General features: G+C 59.1%; 16 protein-coding genes. 2 read left to right on the top strand and 14 right to left on the bottom strand.

The features are described 5' to 3' along the window. Positions 1-17 precede the first annotated feature (17 nt). Both guaA and guaB read right to left on the bottom strand, forming a co-directional pair. A complete protein-coding gene (gene guaA, locus CHU94_RS14105) occupies positions 18-1,664 on the bottom strand; it encodes a glutamine-hydrolyzing GMP synthase (RefSeq protein WP_094480868.1) in 1,647 nt (548 codons plus the stop codon). 14 nt (positions 1,665-1,678) lie between these two features. Continuing rightward, entirely contained in the window at positions 1,679-3,148 is a 1,470-nt protein-coding gene (guaB, locus tag CHU94_RS14110; protein WP_094480870.1) for an IMP dehydrogenase, read from the bottom strand. 74 nt (positions 3,149-3,222) lie between these two features. Between guaB and CHU94_RS14115 the strand changes: the two genes are divergently transcribed. After that, on the top strand, positions 3,223-3,738 hold the full coding sequence (locus tag CHU94_RS14115) for a DUF4124 domain-containing protein (protein WP_094480872.1): 516 nt from the start codon (positions 3,223-3,225) through the stop codon (positions 3,736-3,738). 17 nt (positions 3,739-3,755) lie between these two features. Here the strand turns inward: CHU94_RS14115 and CHU94_RS14120 are convergent, their stop codons facing one another. Together CHU94_RS14120 and CHU94_RS14125 are read right to left on the bottom strand one after the other, a co-directional pair. Beyond that, positions 3,756-4,205 (bottom strand): RnfH family protein, encoded by a 450-nt coding sequence (locus CHU94_RS14120; protein WP_369597398.1) that lies wholly within the window; start codon positions 4,203-4,205, stop codon positions 3,756-3,758. After that, on the bottom strand, positions 4,093-4,536 hold the full coding sequence (locus tag CHU94_RS14125; protein ID WP_094480876.1) for a type II toxin-antitoxin system RatA family toxin: 444 nt from the start codon (positions 4,534-4,536) through the stop codon (positions 4,093-4,095). Before CHU94_RS14125 ends, CHU94_RS14120 begins: the two co-directional genes overlap by 113 nt. 83 nt (positions 4,537-4,619) lie before the next feature. Here CHU94_RS14125 and smpB point away from each other — a divergent pair, with 83 nt between their 5' ends. Beyond that, positions 4,620-5,093, top strand: a complete 474-nt coding sequence (gene smpB, locus CHU94_RS14130; protein WP_094480878.1) for an SsrA-binding protein SmpB — start codon at positions 4,620-4,622, stop codon at positions 5,091-5,093. A 79-nt stretch (positions 5,094-5,172) separates the two neighbouring features. On the opposite strand, the gene CHU94_RS14135 is transcribed toward smpB, so the two are convergent. The 10 genes from CHU94_RS14135 to CHU94_RS14180 all read right to left on the bottom strand — a co-directional run bounded on the left by CHU94_RS14135 (position 5,173) and on the right by CHU94_RS14180 (position 18,285). Continuing rightward, positions 5,173-6,288, bottom strand: coding sequence for an enoyl-CoA hydratase/isomerase family protein (locus tag CHU94_RS14135; RefSeq protein ID WP_094480880.1), 1,116 nt, complete (start codon positions 6,286-6,288; stop codon positions 5,173-5,175). Then, positions 6,285-7,157, bottom strand: a complete 873-nt coding sequence (locus CHU94_RS14140; RefSeq protein WP_094480882.1) for a DMT family transporter — start codon at positions 7,155-7,157, stop codon at positions 6,285-6,287. The genes CHU94_RS14135 and CHU94_RS14140 overlap by 4 nt, the downstream gene beginning before the upstream one ends. A 37-nt stretch (positions 7,158-7,194) precedes the next feature. Continuing rightward, a complete protein-coding gene (typA, locus tag CHU94_RS14145; RefSeq protein ID WP_094480884.1) occupies positions 7,195-9,018 on the bottom strand; it encodes a translational GTPase TypA in 1,824 nt (607 codons plus the stop codon). A gap of 14 nt (positions 9,019-9,032) precedes the next feature. Next, positions 9,033-10,034, bottom strand: a complete 1,002-nt coding sequence (gene truB / locus CHU94_RS14150; RefSeq protein WP_094480886.1) for a tRNA pseudouridine(55) synthase TruB — start codon at positions 10,032-10,034, stop codon at positions 9,033-9,035. A 2-nt stretch (positions 10,035-10,036) separates the two neighbouring features. Continuing rightward, a complete protein-coding gene (gene rbfA, locus CHU94_RS14155; RefSeq protein WP_094480888.1) occupies positions 10,037-10,408 on the bottom strand; it encodes a 30S ribosome-binding factor RbfA in 372 nt (123 codons plus the stop codon). 6 nt (positions 10,409-10,414) lie between these two features. Beyond that, positions 10,415-13,288, bottom strand: a complete 2,874-nt coding sequence (gene infB, locus CHU94_RS14160; protein WP_094480890.1) for a translation initiation factor IF-2 — start codon at positions 13,286-13,288, stop codon at positions 10,415-10,417. A gap of 24 nt (positions 13,289-13,312) precedes the next feature. Further along, entirely contained in the window at positions 13,313-14,809 is a 1,497-nt protein-coding gene (gene nusA / locus CHU94_RS14165) for a transcription termination factor NusA (RefSeq protein ID WP_094480892.1), read from the bottom strand. A 76-nt stretch (positions 14,810-14,885) separates the two neighbouring features. Then, positions 14,886-15,479, bottom strand: coding sequence for a ribosome maturation factor RimP (gene rimP / locus CHU94_RS14170; RefSeq protein ID WP_094480894.1), 594 nt, complete (start codon positions 15,477-15,479; stop codon positions 14,886-14,888). Positions 15,480-15,622: 143 nt separating this feature from the next. Next, positions 15,623-17,224, bottom strand: a complete 1,602-nt coding sequence (locus CHU94_RS14175) for an ABC transporter ATP-binding protein (protein WP_094480896.1) — start codon at positions 17,222-17,224, stop codon at positions 15,623-15,625. Next, positions 17,221-18,285 (bottom strand): ABC transporter permease, encoded by a 1,065-nt coding sequence (locus tag CHU94_RS14180; RefSeq protein WP_094480898.1) that lies wholly within the window; start codon positions 18,283-18,285, stop codon positions 17,221-17,223. The genes CHU94_RS14175 and CHU94_RS14180 overlap by 4 nt, the downstream gene beginning before the upstream one ends. Between the last annotated feature and the right edge of the window lie 2 nt (positions 18,286-18,287).

Raw genomic sequence — 18,287 nt, forward strand, 5'->3', positions numbered from 1 at the left:
CCCTAGGAGCGATCCCCCTACTCCCACTCGATGGTGGCGGGCGGTTTGCTACTGACGTCGTAGGTCACACGATTGATACCGCGCACCTCGTTAATGATCCGACCAGACACGGTCTTTAGTAGGCTGTAAGGCAATTCAGCCCAGTCAGCGGTCATGAAGTCGCTGGTTTGCACGGCACGCAAAGCCACAACATAGTCATAGGTTCGGCCGTCGCCCATGACCCCCACACTTTTTACCGGCAAAAACACCGTAAAGGCCTGGGATACCGCGTCGTACCAAGTTTTTGGCACGTGGCGTGGGTTTGCACCCAAGGCGATACTGCCCTCATAAGGCGCTTTGCGCAACTCTTCAATGAAGATGGCATCAGCTCGACGCAATAAGTCTGCGTATTCTCTCTTGACCTCGCCCAAGATACGCACGCCCAAGCCTGGGCCGGGAAACGGATGGCGATACACCATGTCCGCCGGCAAGCCGAGGGCCACCCCCAACTCACGTACCTCATCCTTGAACAGCTCGCGCAATGGTTCCAGAAGTTTGAGGCCCAGTTGCTCGGGTAGTCCGCCCACGTTGTGGTGACTCTTAATCGTTACCGCTTTTTTGGTCTTGGCGCCACCTGATTCGATGACGTCTGGATAAATGGTGCCTTGTGCCAGCCACTTTGCACCGGATTTGGAGGCGCCCGATGCCGTTAGTTTTGCAGCTTCTGACTTGAAGACTTCCACAAACTCGCGGCCAATGATTTTCCGCTTGGCTTCAGGCTCGCTCACACCGGCGAGATGCCCCAGGAACTGGGCAGAGGCATCTACGCGGATGACTTTGGCATGCAGCTTGCCAACAAACATGTCCATCACCATATCGCCCTCATTGAGGCGCAATAGACCATGGTCCACAAACACGCAAGTCAACTGATCCCCAATGGCACGGTGGATCAATGCGGCCGCTACCGACGAGTCGACCCCACCGGAGAGCCCAAGAATGACCTCTTCATCACCGACTTGGGCACGAATACGCTCAACGGCCTCGGCAATGTAGTCGCCCATGATCCAGTCGGCACGGGTGCCACAAATACCTAGCACAAAGCGCTCTAGCATGGCTTGCCCCTGCACTGTGTGCGTCACTTCTGGATGGAACTGCACGGCATAGAAATTACGAGACTCGTCCGCCATGCCAGCAATTGGGCAGGCTGCATTGCTGGCCATAAGCTTGAAGCCAGGGGGGAGTTCAGTGACTTTGTCGCCGTGGCTCATCCAGACATCCAGCAAGCCATGGCCCTGCGCATTCACCGCATCCTGGATGCCGTCCAACAGAGCCGTATGGCCGTGAGCGCGTATCTGGGCGAAACCGAATTCGCGCGTGTGGCCGGCTTCAACCTTGCCGCCAAGTTGCTGTGCCATGGTTTGCATGCCATAGCAAATCCCCAGCACTGGAATCCCCAACTCAAATACCGCTTGAGGCGCTTTGTCCGTAGCTTCTTCGTACACGCTAGCGTGGCTACCGGAAAGAATGATGCCTTTCAGCTGACCATCCGCGGCGTATTTCCGAATCCATTCATCACTGACATCGCAAGGATGCACTTCGCAAAACACATGGGCCTCACGTACACGGCGGGCAATCAGCTGCGTGACTTGGGACCCGAAATCAAGAATGAGAATTTTCTGGTGCATGGGAAAGGTACCGATCAGTCCGCGCGGTAGTTGGGGGCTTCTTTGGTGATTTGCACGTCATGGACGTGGCTCTCCCGAATACCAGCCGTTGTGATTTCCACGAACTCAGCTTTGTTCTGCATCTCTTCGATGGTGGCGCAACCGCAATAACCCATGCTGGCACGAATGCCGCCGGCCATTTGGAACACGATAGCCACCATGGAGCCTTTGTAAGGAACACGACCTTCGATTCCTTCGGGCACCAGTTTGTCAGCATTGGGGTTTCCGGTGCTCGACTCCTGGAAGTAGCGATCCGCACTGCCCTGCTGCATGGCGCCGATGGAGCCCATGCCGCGATAGCTCTTGTAGCTGCGGCCCTGGTACAAGATCACCTCGCCAGGCGCTTCTTCAGTACCTGCAAACATGCCCCCCATCATGACGGTGCTTGCACCAGCCGCGATCGCTTTGGCAATATCTCCGCTGTAACGAATACCGCCGTCAGCAATCAGGGGGACACCGGTACCGCGCAAGGCGGTGGCAACACTGTCCACGGCCATGATTTGAGGGACGCCCACGCCAGCCACTATGCGCGTAGTACAGATGGAGCCAGGGCCAATACCGACCTTCACGGCATCTGCTCCCGCTTCGACCAAAGCCAGCGCTGCAGCACCGGTGGCAATATTGCCGCCCACCACATCCACCTGGGGGAAGTTTTGTTTGACCCAGCGCACCCGATCAATCACCCCCTTGCTATGACCATGCGCGGTGTCAACCACGATAGCGTCGACACCTGCCGCCACCAGCGCCTCCACACGGGCCTCGGTGCCGTCGCCTACTCCGACGGCAGCGCCTACACGCAGACGACCTGCGGAATCCCGGGCGGCGTTAGGGAAGTTGAGTTGTTTCGTAATGTCCTTAACGGTGATCAAGCCCTTGAGCTCGAAGGCCTCGTTGACGACCAGCAAGCGTTCCAGCTTGTGTTTGTTCAGCAAGGCCTTGGCGGCATCTGGTGTCGTGCCGTCGGGAACCGTGATCAGCCGTTCGCGCGGTGTCATGATTTCACGCACAGGTTGGTCGTAGCGGGTCTCGAACCGCAAGTCACGTCCTGTCACGATACCGACCACCTTGCCGCCATCGCAAACCGGGAATCCGGATACACCTAGCTGCTCTGACAACGCAATCACCTGGCGCACCGTGGTTTCCGGTGTGATGACCACCGGGTCACGTAGCAGCCCGGACTCGTAGCGCTTTACTTTGGCGACCTGCGCAGCCTGTTCGGCCGGAGTCAGGTTTTTGTGAACAATCCCCATGCCACCCTCTTGCGCTATGGCTATCGCCAAGCGGGCTTCGGTCACTGTGTCCATGGCCGCGGAAACGAGCGGCAGATTCAGTGCGATGTTGCGGGAGAAACGGGTGGCGAGGCTGGTGTCCTTGGGAAGGACTTGGGAGAACGCTGGCACCAACAACACATCGTCGAAGGTGAGCGCTTTGCCGAGAAGGCGCATGTCAAAGCTCCAAAAATCGGATTGTACCCGCGTCAATTTGTCCTTGCCCTGCCCCGCGCGCTACACTTGCTTGTATGAAACCCTTTCACGCACTTTTGGCAGCCGTTTTGGCCCTATCTGTCACAGGTACCTGGGCCCAATGGCAGTGGATGGACAAGGACGGGCGCAAGGTCTTTAGCGACCGTGCCCCGGGCGCTGAGATACCTGAAAAAAGTATTCTGAAGCGCCCCGCTGGGCAACGGGCCGCGTCTGCACCTGCAGCGACTGTGGATGCAGCGGCCACACCCACAGCGCCCGTACCTGCGTTGCCGAGCAGCGCAGCCAAAGGCGCTGGCGTAGACAAAGAGCTCGAAGCCAAGAAAAAACAGGCCGCAGATGCAGAAGCCGCCAAACGCAAGGCCGAAGAAGAGCGTGTGGCAAAGGCCAAAGTGGAGAACTGCGCACGCGCTAAACAGGCGAAAGCGGCGTTTGAATCTGGTGTCCGTTTGTCACGTACCAACGCTGCCGGTGAACGGGAAGTCATGGACGATGCAACACGCGCAGCCGAAGCCCAACGCATTCAAACCGTCATCGACGCCGATTGCAAATAGGGGCGGCGCTAGGGCCGCTAATAGCCGGCCTTGGAACCTGCCCGGCGTTTTGCAAACAGACCTGCGGATTTGGCCCCCTGTTTGGCAAAGCGTTCACGGCGTGCGACCTTGGGGTCCACTTGCAGGGCGCGGTAAAGTTCCACCCTGTCGTGTGGGCGTAACGGCTGCTGGCTATTGGCCTTCTGGCCCCAGATTCCCAAGGTCAATTGTTCAATTTCCGATTCTTCTAGGGGCTCAAGCAAGCCACTTTGCCGCACGGCCATGGCAGCAGTGCAGCCTTGTGCTACCTGCAAATGGCTGACGTGAACCTGCCGGGGCCCGGTCGCTAACACCACTGTTACGGCAAAAAGTGCCTCAGTCACCGTAGACCTGTTGCGCACGTTTGACAAAAGCGTCCACCAAGCTCGCCGCAATTTTGTCAAACACGGGGCCGACCAGCTTGCCGAGCGTGGCATTGTCAAATCCATAGTTCAGTACCAGCTCTACCTTACAGGCGCGCTGCGAGCCGTCCCCGAGAGGGTGGAAGTTCCAGACACCGTCGAGTTTGGAAAATGGACCTTTGACCAATTGCATCCCGACTTGGCTAGGTTCCGTGTGCCGGTTGCGGGTGGTAAACGTTTGGCGGATACCGCTGAAAGAAATGCCTACCTCGGCCGTCATTCCCTGGTCATCATGTTCCAGAATTTGGGCATGGTCACACCAAGGCAAAAACTGCGGATACTGGGCGACATCGGTTACCAGGGCATACATCTCGTGCGGGCTGTACCAGATCAGAACGGACTTGTGAACAGTTTTCATAGAATGGCGGTCTGCGCGGGATTGTAGACAAGCCCAACAGCGTCTGCCCTTTCAATCCTGTCTGTAATCCCCACCTGAGTGCAATGGCCAAAAAACCCGAAACTGCTTCCCGCATCGCCGACAACAAAAAGGCCGCGTTCAACTACTTTTTTGAGGAACGCTTTGAAGCGGGCCTGGTGCTGGAAGGCTGGGAGGTTAAATCCCTGCGCGAAGGCAAAGTGCAGCTCACCGATGGCTATGTGGTCATACGCAACGGTGAGCTTTTCATCATTGGCCTGCAAATCAATCCTTTGCATACTGCCTCCAGTCACGTGAATCCTGACCATGTGCGGACCAAGAAGCTGCTAATGCACAAGGCGGAAATCAAACGCTTGATCGGCAAGGTAGAGCAAAAAGGTTATACCTTGGTACCCATCAATCTGCATTGGAAAGCTGGCAAGGTGAAGTGTGATGTTGCCTTGGCCAAAGGCAAAGCCGAGCATGACAAGCGCGACACCATCAAGGACCGCGAAGGCAAACGGGAAGTGGAGCGCGCCATGAAGGACCGCAACCGCTAGCCCAATACTTCGGCAGTACATTGGCACCAACAGTTGGGTGCGATTTCGTACCACTCCTCGCTCGGCGGAGCCATACGATTTAATTCAGTTCGCGCAACGGGTGAGCAGATGCAGGCCACGGACTGGCGAAGAACGGCGCAACCATCTCTACAGTCACCTCTTCAATGCTGGCCGGGGTCCAACGGGGAGTGTGGTCCTTGTCAACAGCCAAGGCGCGAATTCCTTCTACGGTTTCGCTGCTCGCACCAGAGCGGCCCAGGTGCTGGGTGAAGAAGCAATGGCGCACCATGTCGCGTTCCATGCGCAGATCGTCTGCCAGCGCCAAGCTGCGTGCGCGGCGCACCTGCTCTAGGACCACATGCAGCATGAGCGGCGAGCGCTTGCGCAACGTAGCCGCTGTGTACTGGGCCCACTCGCTGCTGTCGGCCTCTAACGCCTGCACGATGGCCTGCACGCTGTCGAGTGCAAAATATTGGTCGATTTGGTCTCTAGCTCCCACGGAATCTGCGTGAGAAGCTCCTGAAAACATAGCAGCCCAGGCACTCAAAGGATCGGACGAAGACCAGTTCAGGGTCGCCAAGGCCTCCCAAGCCTCAGGGAGGCGGGCTGCATCTACCAGATGATCGGCCAGACCCAAGACCACGGCAGTCGCGCCGTCGATCACATCACCCGTGAGCGCTAGCCACTCCCCGGTACGGCCCGGGCAGCGGCTCAAGAAGTAGCCACCGCCGACATCGGGAAACAGTCCGATGCCGGTCTCCGGCATCGCCATCTTGGTCTGTTCGGTCACCAAGCGGTGGGACGCACCTTGGCTGATTCCCATGCCTCCACCCATCACGATGCCATCCATGAAGGCAATATAGGGCTTGGGAAAGTGGTGGATCAGGTAATTGAGAGCGTATTCCTCAGTGAAAAAGTCTTCCAGCGTCGGATTGCCCGCCAAGGCTGCCTGGTGGAAGAAGCGGATGTCGCCACCCGCGCAGAAACTGCCAAAAACGCCTGCCTTGTTGCTGCCCCGGATAGCCACCGCTTTGATCGAGGCATCGTCTTTCCAAGCACGCAGCACCGCGGTGAGGCCGCGCACCATGTCCAGGCTCAGCGCGTTCAGGGCCTTGGCTCGGTTCAAGGTAATGCAGCCCACGCTGCCACGGATGTCGGTGATCAGGTCTGCGGTGTGCAGGGCATTGGTATTCATGCGCGTTGTCTCCATCCAATCAGTTCATTTGTCACCAAGGCGCCAATCACCAGCGCCCCGCCCCACAGTACGGCGTTTGCGGGCACTTCGTTGGCGCCCAGCCAGGCCAGAAGAATGCCGAAGATCACCTCCAGCAACTGCAGCAGGGAGATCTCGGGGGCTTTGAGGATTTGTGCGCAGCGCACGCTGAGCACGCAAGGAATGGCCAATTGCACGACACCCAGAAAGCCGAGCAAAGTTACATCGTGGACATTGGCCTGGAAGGGATAAGACAAAGGCAGCGTCACGATGCAGCAGATCACCGCACCGACCCACACCGCAGGCATCAGGTCCACATCGTAGCCCTGATCGTGCGAATGCTGGGTCACCGTCCAGTTGGTAGCCCCTGCGATGGGCACACACAGCGCTACCAGCGTGCCGAGTAGCGACACGTTGCCGAGCTGGGACGCGTACATGTAAACAATGCCCGCCCCGGCCACCACGATGGCCAGCCAGGTGCGCAGTGGTACCCGGTGCCCGATGAAAATCCGCGCAATCAACGCAGTGAGCAAGGGCCCGATCGACATGGTGACCAACACATTGCCCACACTGGTGAGGGTGAGCGCCACCATGAAGGCCGTGAACATCACGCTCCAGCACAGGCCTGAGAGCCAGAAGAACCGCCCCGCGTGGCGCATCTTGCGGAACACATCGCGCCCGCGCACAAATGGCAAGATCACCGACAGGCTGAGCACCGTGAAAAAGGCGCGCCAGAAGGTGACCTCAAAGCTGCGGGCAAATTCGAGATGGCGCGTGACAACGCCAGCGGTAGACCACATCAAGGTCACCACCACCATCAAAAAGACGGCCCGGTTGTGGGTGAGTTTCATGAACGAAAAAGCGGCCCGCAAGGGCCGCCTGTTTGCCTTACTCGCGGCTAGCGCGCTTGCGCTCGTGCTCTTTCAGAAAGCGCTTGCGCAGGCGGACCGACTTAGGCGTAATTTCGACCAGCTCGTCGTCTTCGATAAATTCCACGCCGTATTCGAGTGTCAACTCGATAGGAGGCGTGATCTTCACCGCATCTTCCTTGCCGGACACGCGGAAGTTGGTCAGCTGCTTGGTACGGGTGGCGTTCACCACCAAGTCGTTGTCACGGTTGTGGATACCCACAATCATGCCTTCGTACACCGGATCGTTCGCCTTCACAAACATGCGGCCGCGGTCGTCCAACTTGCCCAGGGCGTAGGTGAAGATTTCACCGTCGTCCATGGAGATCAGCACACCGTTCTTGCGGCCACCGATGTCACCCTTGTGCGGCTCATAGCTGTCAAAGATGTTGGAGATCAGGCCGGAACCGCGGGTCAAGTTCAGGAATTCGTTGGAGAAACCGATCAGGCCACGGGCTGGAATACGGTATTCCAAACGGACACGGCCACGGCCGTCTGGTTCCATGTTGATCAACTCGCCCTTGCGCTCGCCGAGGGCTTGCATCACGCCGCCTTGGTGTTGCTCTTCGATGTCAGCGGTCACCAATTCGATCGGCTCATGCTTCTCACCATTGATGTCTTTGAACATCACGCGGGGCTTGGAGACGGCCATTTCATAGCCTTCGCGGCGCATGTTTTCCAGCAGGATGGTCAGGTGCAATTCACCACGACCCAGCACTTCAAACACGCCTTCTTCGTCGGTTTCGTTGACGCGCAGCGCCACGTTGTGCTGCAGTTCTTTCTGCAGGCGGTCCCAGATCTGGCGGCTGGTGACGAACTTGCCTTCGCGGCCAGCCAACGGGCTGGTGTTGACGCAGAAGTTCATGGTTAGCGTGGGCTCGTCCACCTTCAGCATGGGCAGCGGCTGGGGGTTGGCGGGGTCCGTCACTGTCACGCCGATACCGATGTCTTCAATACCGTTGATCAAAACAATGTCGCCAGGGCCAGCTAGGGGGCTTTGCATGCGGTCCAGACCTTGGAATGTCAGCACCTGGTTCACGCGGCCTTTGACAGCCTTGCCATCCGGGCCTTCCATCACCACCACGTCCTGCATGGGCTTCAAGGTACCTTGGCTGATACGGCCCACGCCAATACGGCCGACAAAGCTGGAGAAGTCCAGCGCGGAAATCTGCAACTGCAAAGGTGCTGCAGGGTCACCAGAGTTCGGTGGCACGTGTTTCAGGATGGTGTTGAACAGGGCCGACATGTCGGGGCCCCACTGCTCACCAGGTGCGCCTTCTTCTAACGACGACCAGCCGTTGATACCGGAGGCGTAGACCACGGGGAAGTCCAGCTGTTCATCTGTGGCACCCAGCTTGTCGAACAAGTCGAAAGCGGCGTTGACCACCTTGTCGGGGTTGGCTCCAGGCTTGTCCACCTTGTTCACGACGACGATGGGCTTCAGACCCAGGGCGAGCGCCTTCTTGGTCACGAAGCGCGTCTGGGGCATGGGGCCTTCCTGCGCATCGATCAACAGCAACACGCTGTCGACCATCGACAAAGCACGTTCCACCTCGCCACCGAAGTCCGCGTGTCCGGGAGTGTCCACGATGTTGATGTGCGTGCCTTCCCAGCTCACGGCGCAGTTCTTGGCCAAGATGGTAATGCCACGCTCTTTTTCAATGGCGTTGTTGTCCATCACGGTGTCGACCACTTTTTCGTGCTCGGCAAAGGTGCCGGACTGGCGCAGCAGCTGGTCCACCATGGTGGTTTTGCCATGGTCCACGTGGGCAATGATGGCGATGTTTCGGATTTGTTTACTCATGGTTCACTTTCTGCTTACGCCCCAAGGGCCAAGGTTTCATTTACTTGCTTCAAACTCTGTTCCATGGCCCCTGCCTGGGCCTGGGATTCACTGATCTCCTGAGGGCTCAGCAGCCGTACTGGAATCAACTCACCCGCTTTGACCTGCGCAGTTCCCAGCAGCGAACGTGGGCTCGCTGCATACACTGCCACATGGTCTGCATCCGGCCAAGGGCCGCGTCTGCGCATTCCACTCAAAAATCGTGCCGCATTGTCGCTGTCCAGTGTGACAGGCACATGCTCTGGCAACAGCGCATCCACAGGCAGCAGACACGCCAGCCGTTCCGCCTCGCCCATGGCCTCCAGGGCCTCCAGCGTGACGCACTGGGCCTCGCTGAAGCCACCAGTGCGGATACGCCGCAACGCGCTGAGGTGGGCTCCACAGCCGAGCGCCTCTCCGATATCTTCACCCAGCGTGCGGATGTACGTCCCCTTGCTGCAATCCACTATCATTTTGATAGCTGGTTGCGCAGTATCTACAAGGGACTCCTGCACATTTAATGCATAAATCGTCACGTGGCGCGCTTCGCGCTCCACTTCTATTCCGGCCCTGGCGTACTCGTACAGTGCCTTACCATCCTTCTTCAGGGCACTGTGCATGGGAGGCACTTGGGCAATGGGCCCGGTGAATCGCCGCACCACCGCGTCCAATTCCGCAGGTGTCACCGAAACCGGTCGCTCGCTGATCACCTCACCTTCGGCATCTGCCGTGCTGGTCTGAATACCTAGCCGCACCGTGGTGGCGTAGGCTTTGTCGGCATCCAGGTGCATCTGGCTGAACTTGGTGGCAGCGCCAAAACACAGCGGCAGCACTCCTGTGGCCAGCGGGTCCAACGTGCCCGTATGGCCCGCCTTTTCCGCCCGCAGCAACCATTTGGCTTTCTGCAAAGCCTGGTTGCTCGACAGACCAATCGGCTTGTCCAGCAACAGCACCCCATGCACGGGGCGCCGTAGCACCCTCGTGCGCGGCGCGTTCATGGCTAGTCCTCTTTGGCGCGCGACGACACGGCACGCGCAATCAGCGCGTTCATATCCGCCGCGCGTTCGGTGGTCTGGTCGAAAATGAAATGCAGCGTCGGCACCGTATGAATGTGCAAACGCTTGAACAAGCCAGCGCGCAGAAAGCCCGCCGCCTGGTTCAGCCCTTCGGCAGTGGCCACCGGATCACCCACCAACAGGCTGAAAAACACCTTGGCGTGGGCATAGTCCGGCGTCACTTCGACGCCCTGGATGGTCACCATGCCCACCCGCGGGTCTTTCAACTCGCGGGCGATCAGTTCCGCCAGATCGCGCTGGATCTGGTCGGCAACCTGAAAGCTGCGGTTGGGGGTGGATGACTTCTTTTTCACCATGGTTTTTTACAGCGTACGAGCGATTTCCTTAACCTCAAAGAACTCCAGCTGATCACCTTCCTTGATGTCGTTGTAGTTCTTGAGCTTGATACCGCACTCGAAGCCTTCCTTCACTTCGCGCACATCGTCCTTCATGCGCTTCAGGGAGTCCAGCTCGCCGGTGTAAATCACCACGTTGTCGCGCAACAGGCGGAAATGCGCGTTGCGGTTGACCATGCCGTTGGTGACCATACAGCCTGCGACCGTACCAATCTTGGAGGCCACGAACACCGTGCGGATCTCGGCCATACCGATGATCTCTTCACGCTTCTCAGGTGCCAGCATGCCAGACATGGCCGCTTTCAACTCGTCTACGGCATCGTAAATGATGTTGTAGTAACGGATATCGACGCCATTGCCTTCCGCCAGCTTGCGCGCACCTGCATCGGCACGCGTGTTGAAGCCGATCACGATGGCCTTGGAGGCAATCGCGAGGTTGATGTCGGATTCGCTAATGCCACCCACGGCGGAGTACACCATCTGCACCTTGACTTCGTCCGTCGACAGCTTGAGTAGCGAGGCGGCCAGCGCTTCCTGCGAACCTTGTACATCGGCCTTGACGATGATGGGCAGCGTCTTGACGTCCCCAGCAGACATGTCGGAGAACATGGATTCCAATTTGGCGGCTTGTTGTTTGGCCAGCTTGGTATTGCGGAATTTGCCAGCACGGTAGGTGGCAATTTCACGGGCACGGCGCTCGTCACCCATCACCATGAATTCGTCGCCGGCTTGCGGCACTTCGGTCAAGCCCTGGATTTCCACCGGGATGGAGGGGCCGGCAGATTCGATCTTCTGGCCGTTCTCGTCCAGCATGGCGCGCACGCGGCCATAGGTCTGACCCGCCAGTACCACGTCGCCGGCCTTCAACGTGCCGGATTGGACCAGCACCGTGGCGACAGGACCACGGCCCTTGTCCAGCTTGGCTTCGATGACCAGGCCCTTGGCCATGGCATCCACCGGGGCCTTGAGCTCTAGCACTTCGGCCTGCAACAGCACCTGTTCCAACAGCGCGTCAATGCCCATGCCGGTCTTGGAGGAGACGGGCACAAACGGAGAGTCGCCGCCGTATTCTTCGGGCACCACTTCTTCGACCACCAACTCCTGCTTCACGCGCTCGGGGTTGGCGTCGGGCTTGTCGGACTTGGTAATCGCCACCACCAGAGGAACGCCAGCCGCCTTGGCATGCTTGATAGCTTCCTTGGTCTGGGGCATCACGCCGTCGTCGGCTGCCACTACCAGAATCACGATGTCAGTAGCCTGGGCACCGCGGGCACGCATGGCAGTAAACGCCTCGTGGCCCGGGGTATCCAGGAAGGACACCATGCCGCGCGGGGTTTCCACGTGGTAGGCACCAATGTGCTGGGTAATGCCACCGGCTTCGCCCGCAGCCACCTTGGCGCGGCGGATGTAGTCCAACAGCGAGGTCTTACCGTGGTCCACGTGGCCCATGACAGTCACCACGGGTGCGCGCGGCATGGACGCAGCTTCCTGGCCCTGCACTTCATCGTCGGTAAACGCTTCGGGGTCGTCCAGCGCCGCCACGATGGCCTTGTGGCCCAATTCTTCCACCACAATCATGGCGGTGTCCTGGTCCAGCGGCTGGTTGATGGTGACCATCTGGCCCATCTTCATCAGCGATTTGATCACCTCAGAAGCCTTGATCGCCATCTTGTGCGCCAGTTCGGCCACGGTAATGGTTTCAGGCACGTGCACTTCAATGACGCGCGCTTCCACCGGTGCCGACTGGGTGTGCTGCTCATCGCGGTCGCGGTCATTGCCACGGCGCCCCTTAGGACCGGCACGCCAATTGGTAGATCGGCCTGCGCCAGCACCTGTGTCTCCACGGGTTTTAAGTTCTTTTTTCTTGGCCGGATCACCCGCCCAACTGCTAGACAGCTTGGCCGACTTGACCTCTTTACCCGCACCTGGGCCTGCATTGCCCGCAGGCGCACCTGCCGCTGGTTTACCGGGTTTGGCCACGGTGGAGCCGGCTGCAGGCTTGTGCAGCGTTCCCTTCATGCCGGCCTTGGCATCGGCCGCAGGCTTGGCTTCTTCGGGTTTCTTGGCAACCAGCACCTTTTTGGGTGCTGACATCATCATGCGGATAGCTGCAGCCTCGGCCTCTGCTTTGCGGCGGCGATCTCCCAGATCGGCGGCGCGGCTGGCCTCTTCTTCTGCACGGGCTTTGGATTCGGCGGCAGCCGTCTCACGTGCTTCCACTTGCGCTGCGGCGCGCGCTGCAGCCGCTTGTGCGGCTTCTGCCGAGGCCTCTGCCTCGGTCGCGCTCAGCTGGCTCTTTTTCAGTGCTTCGGCTGCCGCATAGCTGGCGGCACGTTCCTCGGCTTCACGCTCACGGCGTTCGGCGTCTTCACGCAAGCGGCGTTTTTCGGCCAGGTCTTCTTCCTGGCGGCGAATCAGCTCCGCCTGGCGGCGTGCTTCTTCCTCGCGGCGTGTGAGCTCGGCATGGTCAATCGCAGGTGCTGCAGATTCCGGAGCTTCCGACTCCACCTCGGGCGCATCCGACGGAGCATCCAGACCGTCATCTCGGCGCACAAAGGTACGCTTCTTGCGTACTTCCACCTGGATGGTGCGGGCCTTGCCTGTGGCATCAGCCTGCTTGATTTCGGTGGTTTGCTTCTTCACCAGCGTGATCTTTTTGCGCTCCGGACTGGCAGTGCCATGGCTGTTTTGCAGAAAGTTCAAGAGACTGTGTTTGTCACCATCGGTCAGGACGTCCGAGGCCGAGGCCTTGGGAACGCCAGCTGACTTCAGTTGTTCAAGCAGGGTATCGGTAGATTTTTTGAGTTCATTGGCAAACTCGGCAACGGTCGTACTGGACATATTCTGTGTAACCTTTCATGACCGTTACTCTTGAGAGGCAGCGTCATTGGTAAACCAATGCTCGCGCGCCTTCATGATCAGGGCCTTGGCCTCGTCCGCAGACTGGCCAGTGATATCTGTAAGTTCGTCAACGGCCAAGTCGGCCAGGTCATCGAGGGTGTGTACACCGCCGTCTGCCAGCTTGCCGATCAGCTCCGGGGTCAGGCCTTCGAGGTCACGCAAATCTTGCGAAACTTCTTCGACGCTTTCCTCATGGGCAATTTCCATGGTCAACAGCGCATCTTTGGCGCGGTTACGCAACTCATGCACCGTGTCTTCGTCAAAGCTCTCGATTTCCAGCATTTCCTGCAAGGGCACATAAGCCACCTCTTCCAGGCTGGTAAAACCTTCAGCGATCAAGATGTCGGCGATTTCCTCGTCCACATCCAACTTTTCCATGAACAGCTTGCGGCCGGAATCCGTCTCGTTGGCCTGTTTCTGGGCCGACTCAGCGGCGTCCATGATGTTGATCTTCCAGCCGGTCAGCTCGGAGGCCAGGCGCACGTTTTGGCCGCCACGGCCAATCGCGATTGCCAAGTTTTCCTCGTCCACCACCACATCCATGGCGTGGCGCTCTTCGTCCACCACGATGGAGGACACATTGGCTGGAGCCAAAGCACCGATGACAAACTGGGCAGGGTCTTCGGACCACAGCACAATATCCACACGCTCACCAGCAAGTTCGTTGGTCACACCGTTCACACGGGTGCCACGCACGCCCACGCAGGTGCCAATTGGGTCTACGCGCTTGTCATGCGACAGCACGGCGATCTTGGCGCGAGATCCTGCATCACGGGCGCAGGATTTGATTTCCAGCAGGCCCTGTTCGATTTCAGGCACTTCCTGACGGAACAACTCCACCATGAACTCAGGCGCGGAGCGCGACAACAGGATGGGTGCGCCACGCAGCGTCAGGTCCACTTCCATGATCATGGCACGCACGCGGTCACCAGTGCGCAGGTTTTCCTTGGGGATCATCTCGCCACGCTTGAGTCGACCTTCAACGCGGCCGCTCTCGACAATGATGTCGCCCTTGTCCAGACGCTTGACGGTACCGACAAAAATCTTTTCACCGCGCGACATGAAGTCGTTGAGCAGCATTTCGCGCTCTGCGTCACGGATTTTTTGCAGAATGACTTGCTTGGCAGCCATGGCACCGATACGGCCGATCGGCACAGACGCGACGGGTTCTTCGATGTACTCGTCGACTTCGATGTCTGGAATCTGCTCTTTGGCTTCAAACAAGAGAATTTCCTGATCAGGCAGTTGCAGGCCAGCCTCATCGGGCACGACATGCCAGCGGCGGAACGTCTCGTAATTGCCGCTGTCACGATCCAGAGCCACGCGGATATCCACTTCGCCGGGATACAGCTTTTTGGTGGCCTGGGCCAGGGCTGCTTCCACAGCACCCAACACCACGTCACGCTCTACGTTTTTTTCTCGGGAAATTGCTTCCACCAGCATTAACAGTTCGCGATTCATGCCATGACTCTCCTGAACACTCTGATCAATACAAACAAACTTGGGGGACGCGCCAACTGGAACCCAGCGGTACGGCTTACTCCGCGGCCCCGGCGTTGCCGCGGCCCTTGAAACTCACAATCGGTGCCAGCCGCGCATCGCGCAGCTCATCCAAAGTGAAACCCAGCGCCTGCATCGGCGGGGGTACACGTTTTTTACTGACCTTCTGACCGGGTTTGGGTTCGGGCGCATCGCTCCAGACGATTTGCCACCCCACGGCGCCATCGGCCGCTGCTACACGCTCCAGCGTGCCGCGAAATTTCTTGCGATTGGCGTTGACCTGGCCTGCAGCGGCTTCGCCGATCGGCGCTTTGAGGGTGATGTCGATGATCTGCCCCGCAAAACGCTCAAAATCTTGGGCGTGCCGCAGCGGTCGGTCAATACCGGGCGAGGACACCTCCAGCCGCTTGTACTCCACGCCATCCACTTCAAGGGCAAACTGCAATTGCCTAGTAACTTTTTCGCAGTCTTCCACGTTGACAAACTGCTCGTCAGACGCCTGGCCGTCCACCGGCGCAGTCCAGGGCAAATCGATGGTAATGCGCAGCAAGCCCCCGGCGGAGCGCTCAATCTCCACCAAGTCATATCCCAGCCCTGCTACGGTTTGTGCAACGATTTCCTGTAATGCCACGTCGGTAAAGCCTGCCTAAGAGTGAAAAAAGCGTGAATGAAAAACAATCGACCAAAAAAAACGGGCGGTAGTTACCCGCCCGTTTGGTCGTGAGCTTTGGATTGTACTCCAAAACTGTGCTAAGAGCCTTGATTCGTAAGGAATTATTCGGCGGCTGCCAGAAGAGTACGGGTGTACGCGTGCTGTGGACGTTCCAGCACCTGTTCCACAGGGCCGCTTTCCACAATCTGACCCGCTTGCATGACCAATACTTGGTGCGCCATGGCCCGGATGACCCCCACATCGTGGGTAATCAGCAAATAGGCCAGTCCGCGCTCTGCCTGCAGGCGCTGCAAGAGCTGCAGGATTTGCTGGGCCATGGTCACATCCAGCGCACTGGTTGGTTCGTCCAGCACCAACATCCGTGGCTCGATCACCAAGGCCCTGGCGATGGCGATACGCTGACGCTGCCCGCCAGAAAACTGGTGCGGATAGCGTTCCAGCAGGCCCGGAAACTGAGACTCGCCCAAGCCCACAGTCTCCAGCACCGCCGCCACCCGGCCGCGGCGGGCCTGCGGCGACAGCGTGGGGGCGTGCACCAGCAGGCCCTCGCCCACAATCTCGCCCACCGTCAATCGGGGGGACAGCGAGGAAAATGGGTCTTGAAATACCACCTGCAGCGCACGACGCAGGGTTGTGTCAGTACGCCCCCCCTGCCCCCAAGCTTGTCCCAGCACTGACAAGCTCCCCGAAAATGGATGTAAGCCCAGCGCGGCCAGCGCGAGCGTGGACTTGCCTGAACCGGATTCGCCCACCACGCCCACGGTCTGTCCCGCTGGCAAGGTGAAATCGGCACCTTGCACAGCCACAAAGGCACCCGAGCGAAACCAGCCACGCCAGCCCCCAAGCGGGACGCGGTAGCTGACACGGACCGCCCGCCCTTGCAGCAAGACCTCTGCGTCGGCACTGCGGGGCGGCACATCGCGCACCGGGCGACTGGCCAGCAGACGGCGGGTGTAAGCGTGCTGCGGCTGTGCGAACACCTGTTCTACACGGCCCTGTTCTACCAGATGGCCGTTCTCCATCACCGCCACGCGGTGGGCGAACTGGCGCACCAGGTTCAGGTCGTGGGTGATGAGTATCACGGCCATGCCGTGTTTGTGTTGCAACTCGTCTAGCAGGTCCAGAATCTGGCGGCGCACAGTCACGTCCAGTGCTGTAGTGGGCTCATCTGCCAGTAGCAGCTTGGGTTTGCAGGCCAGGGCCATGGCGATCATGGCGCGTTGGCGCTGTCCGCCCGAAAGCTGGTGGGGATAGGCCTTGAAGCGGCGCTGCGGCTCCGAAATGCCGGTATCTGCTATCAATTGTATAGCTGTTTGCGCAGATTCTACGAGGCTTAGACCCTGTTTTAGCCTCAAAATCTCCGCAATCTGCTCGCCAATGGTCAAGACCGGGTTGAGCGCCGTCATGGGCTCCTGAAAAATCATGGCGATGTCTTCGCCACGGATTCCGCGCAAGCGCTGTTCCGGCAAGGCCAGCAAATCGACTGGCTGTGCCAACCCGAAATGGGCATGCCCTTGCACCCGTGCCCCCTGGGCCAGGCCCAGCAGGCTCAAGGCCGTCACCGTCTTGCCCGAGCCAGACTCTCCAACAAGGGCCAACTTTTCACCCGCAGCCAAGCGGAAATTCACGCCACGCACGACCTCGCGTCCGCCAAAAGCGATTCGCAGGCCCTGCACATCCAGAAGAGGGGTCGGTTCGCTCATGTGTCTTGTTTGCGGGGGTCCAGGGCATCTCGCAGTGCATCGCCCATCATGGTGAGCAGCAGCAGCGTCACGACCAGCACAGCGAAGGTCGATAACGAAATCCACCAGGCATCAATATTGTTTTTCCCCTGCGATAGCAGCTCGCCCAAGGACGGCGTGCCGGGCGGTACGCCCAGGCCCAAAAAGTCCAGCGAGGTGAGCGCCAGAATGGCGCCGCTCATGCGGAAAGGCAAAAATGTGACCACAGGCGTCAAACTGTTAGGCAACACATGGCGCGTGATGATCCGCCAGTTGGAGACGCCCAAGGCACGGGCAGCCCGCACATAGTCGAGCTGCCGGTTGCGCAGAAATTCAGCCCGCACGTAGTCCGACAAGCCCATCCAGCCAAACAGGCTCAGCAACACTAGCAGCAGCGCGATGCTGGGCGCAAAGATGGCACTGAAGATGATGAGCAAGTAAAGCTCAGGCATCGCACTCCAGATTTCAATAAAACGCTGGAATGCCAGATCAGTCTTGCCGCCAAAAAAACCCTGGATAGCACCCGTGACGACTCCAAGCACTACGCCGGTCAAGGTAAGCGCCAGCGCAAACAGTACGCTGACGCGGAAGCCATAAATCAGCTGGGCCAACAGGTCGCGCCCACGGTCGTCGGTGCCCAGCCAGTTGTCCGCACTGGGCGGGGCCGGGTTGGGCGCCTTGGCAAAGTAGTTCAGCGTTTTGGGGCCGTAGCGGTTCGGCGCAAACAGGGCCCAATTGCCAGGCTCGGCAAGGCGCTGCTGGATGAAGGGGTCCAGGTAATCGGTAGGCGTGGCAAAGTCGCCACCAAAGGTGGTCTCGGGGTATTCGCGCCACTGCGGCCAGTAAGTCTGGCCTTGGTAGCTCACGACCAGCGGTTTGTCGTTGGAGACCAGTTCGGCCGCAAGACTGAACAGCACCAGCAGGAGGAACAGCACCAAACTGGCAAAGCCCAGCCGGTTGCTGCGAAAACGCCGCCAGGCCCGGCGGCTGGGACTGGTTGCGGCCTCAAACGGCTGGCTACTGTTGGATGCGGCTTGCTGCATGG

It is taken from the genome of Rhodoferax sp. TH121 (genome assembly GCF_002251855.1).
GTDB lineage: Bacteria > Pseudomonadota > Gammaproteobacteria > Burkholderiales > Burkholderiaceae_C > Allorhodoferax.

What these genes read in the sequence shown, in the direction of transcription:
- guaA (WP_094480868.1), bottom strand. Translation starts at nt 1,664, where the DNA reads ATGCACCAGAAAATTCTCATTCTTGATTTCGGGTCCCAAGTCACGCAG.
- guaB (WP_094480870.1), bottom strand. Translation starts at nt 3,148, where the DNA reads ATGCGCCTTCTCGGCAAAGCGCTCACCTTCGACGATGTGTTGTTGGTG.
- CHU94_RS14115 (WP_094480872.1), top strand. Translation starts at nt 3,223, where the DNA reads ATGAAACCCTTTCACGCACTTTTGGCAGCCGTTTTGGCCCTATCTGTC.
- CHU94_RS14120 (WP_369597398.1), bottom strand. Translation starts at nt 4,205, where the DNA reads ATGGATTTGACAATGCCACGCTCGGCAAGCTGGTCGGCCCCGTGTTTG.
- CHU94_RS14125 (WP_094480876.1), bottom strand. Translation starts at nt 4,536, where the DNA reads ATGAAAACTGTTCACAAGTCCGTTCTGATCTGGTACAGCCCGCACGAG.
- smpB (WP_094480878.1), top strand. Translation starts at nt 4,620, where the DNA reads ATGGCCAAAAAACCCGAAACTGCTTCCCGCATCGCCGACAACAAAAAG.
- CHU94_RS14135 (WP_094480880.1), bottom strand. Translation starts at nt 6,288, where the DNA reads ATGAATACCAATGCCCTGCACACCGCAGACCTGATCACCGACATCCGT.
- CHU94_RS14140 (WP_094480882.1), bottom strand. Translation starts at nt 7,157, where the DNA reads ATGAAACTCACCCACAACCGGGCCGTCTTTTTGATGGTGGTGGTGACC.
- typA (WP_094480884.1), bottom strand. Translation starts at nt 9,018, where the DNA reads ATGAGTAAACAAATCCGAAACATCGCCATCATTGCCCACGTGGACCAT.
- truB (WP_094480886.1), bottom strand. Translation starts at nt 10,034, where the DNA reads ATGAACGCGCCGCGCACGAGGGTGCTACGGCGCCCCGTGCATGGGGTG.
- rbfA (WP_094480888.1), bottom strand. Translation starts at nt 10,408, where the DNA reads ATGGTGAAAAAGAAGTCATCCACCCCCAACCGCAGCTTTCAGGTTGCC.
- infB (WP_094480890.1), bottom strand. Translation starts at nt 13,288, where the DNA reads ATGTCCAGTACGACCGTTGCCGAGTTTGCCAATGAACTCAAAAAATCT.
- nusA (WP_094480892.1), bottom strand. Translation starts at nt 14,809, where the DNA reads ATGAATCGCGAACTGTTAATGCTGGTGGAAGCAATTTCCCGAGAAAAA.
- CHU94_RS14175 (WP_094480896.1), bottom strand. Translation starts at nt 17,224, where the DNA reads ATGAGCGAACCGACCCCTCTTCTGGATGTGCAGGGCCTGCGAATCGCT.
- CHU94_RS14180 (WP_094480898.1), bottom strand. Translation starts at nt 18,285, where the DNA reads ATGCAGCAAGCCGCATCCAACAGTAGCCAGCCGTTTGAGGCCGCAACC.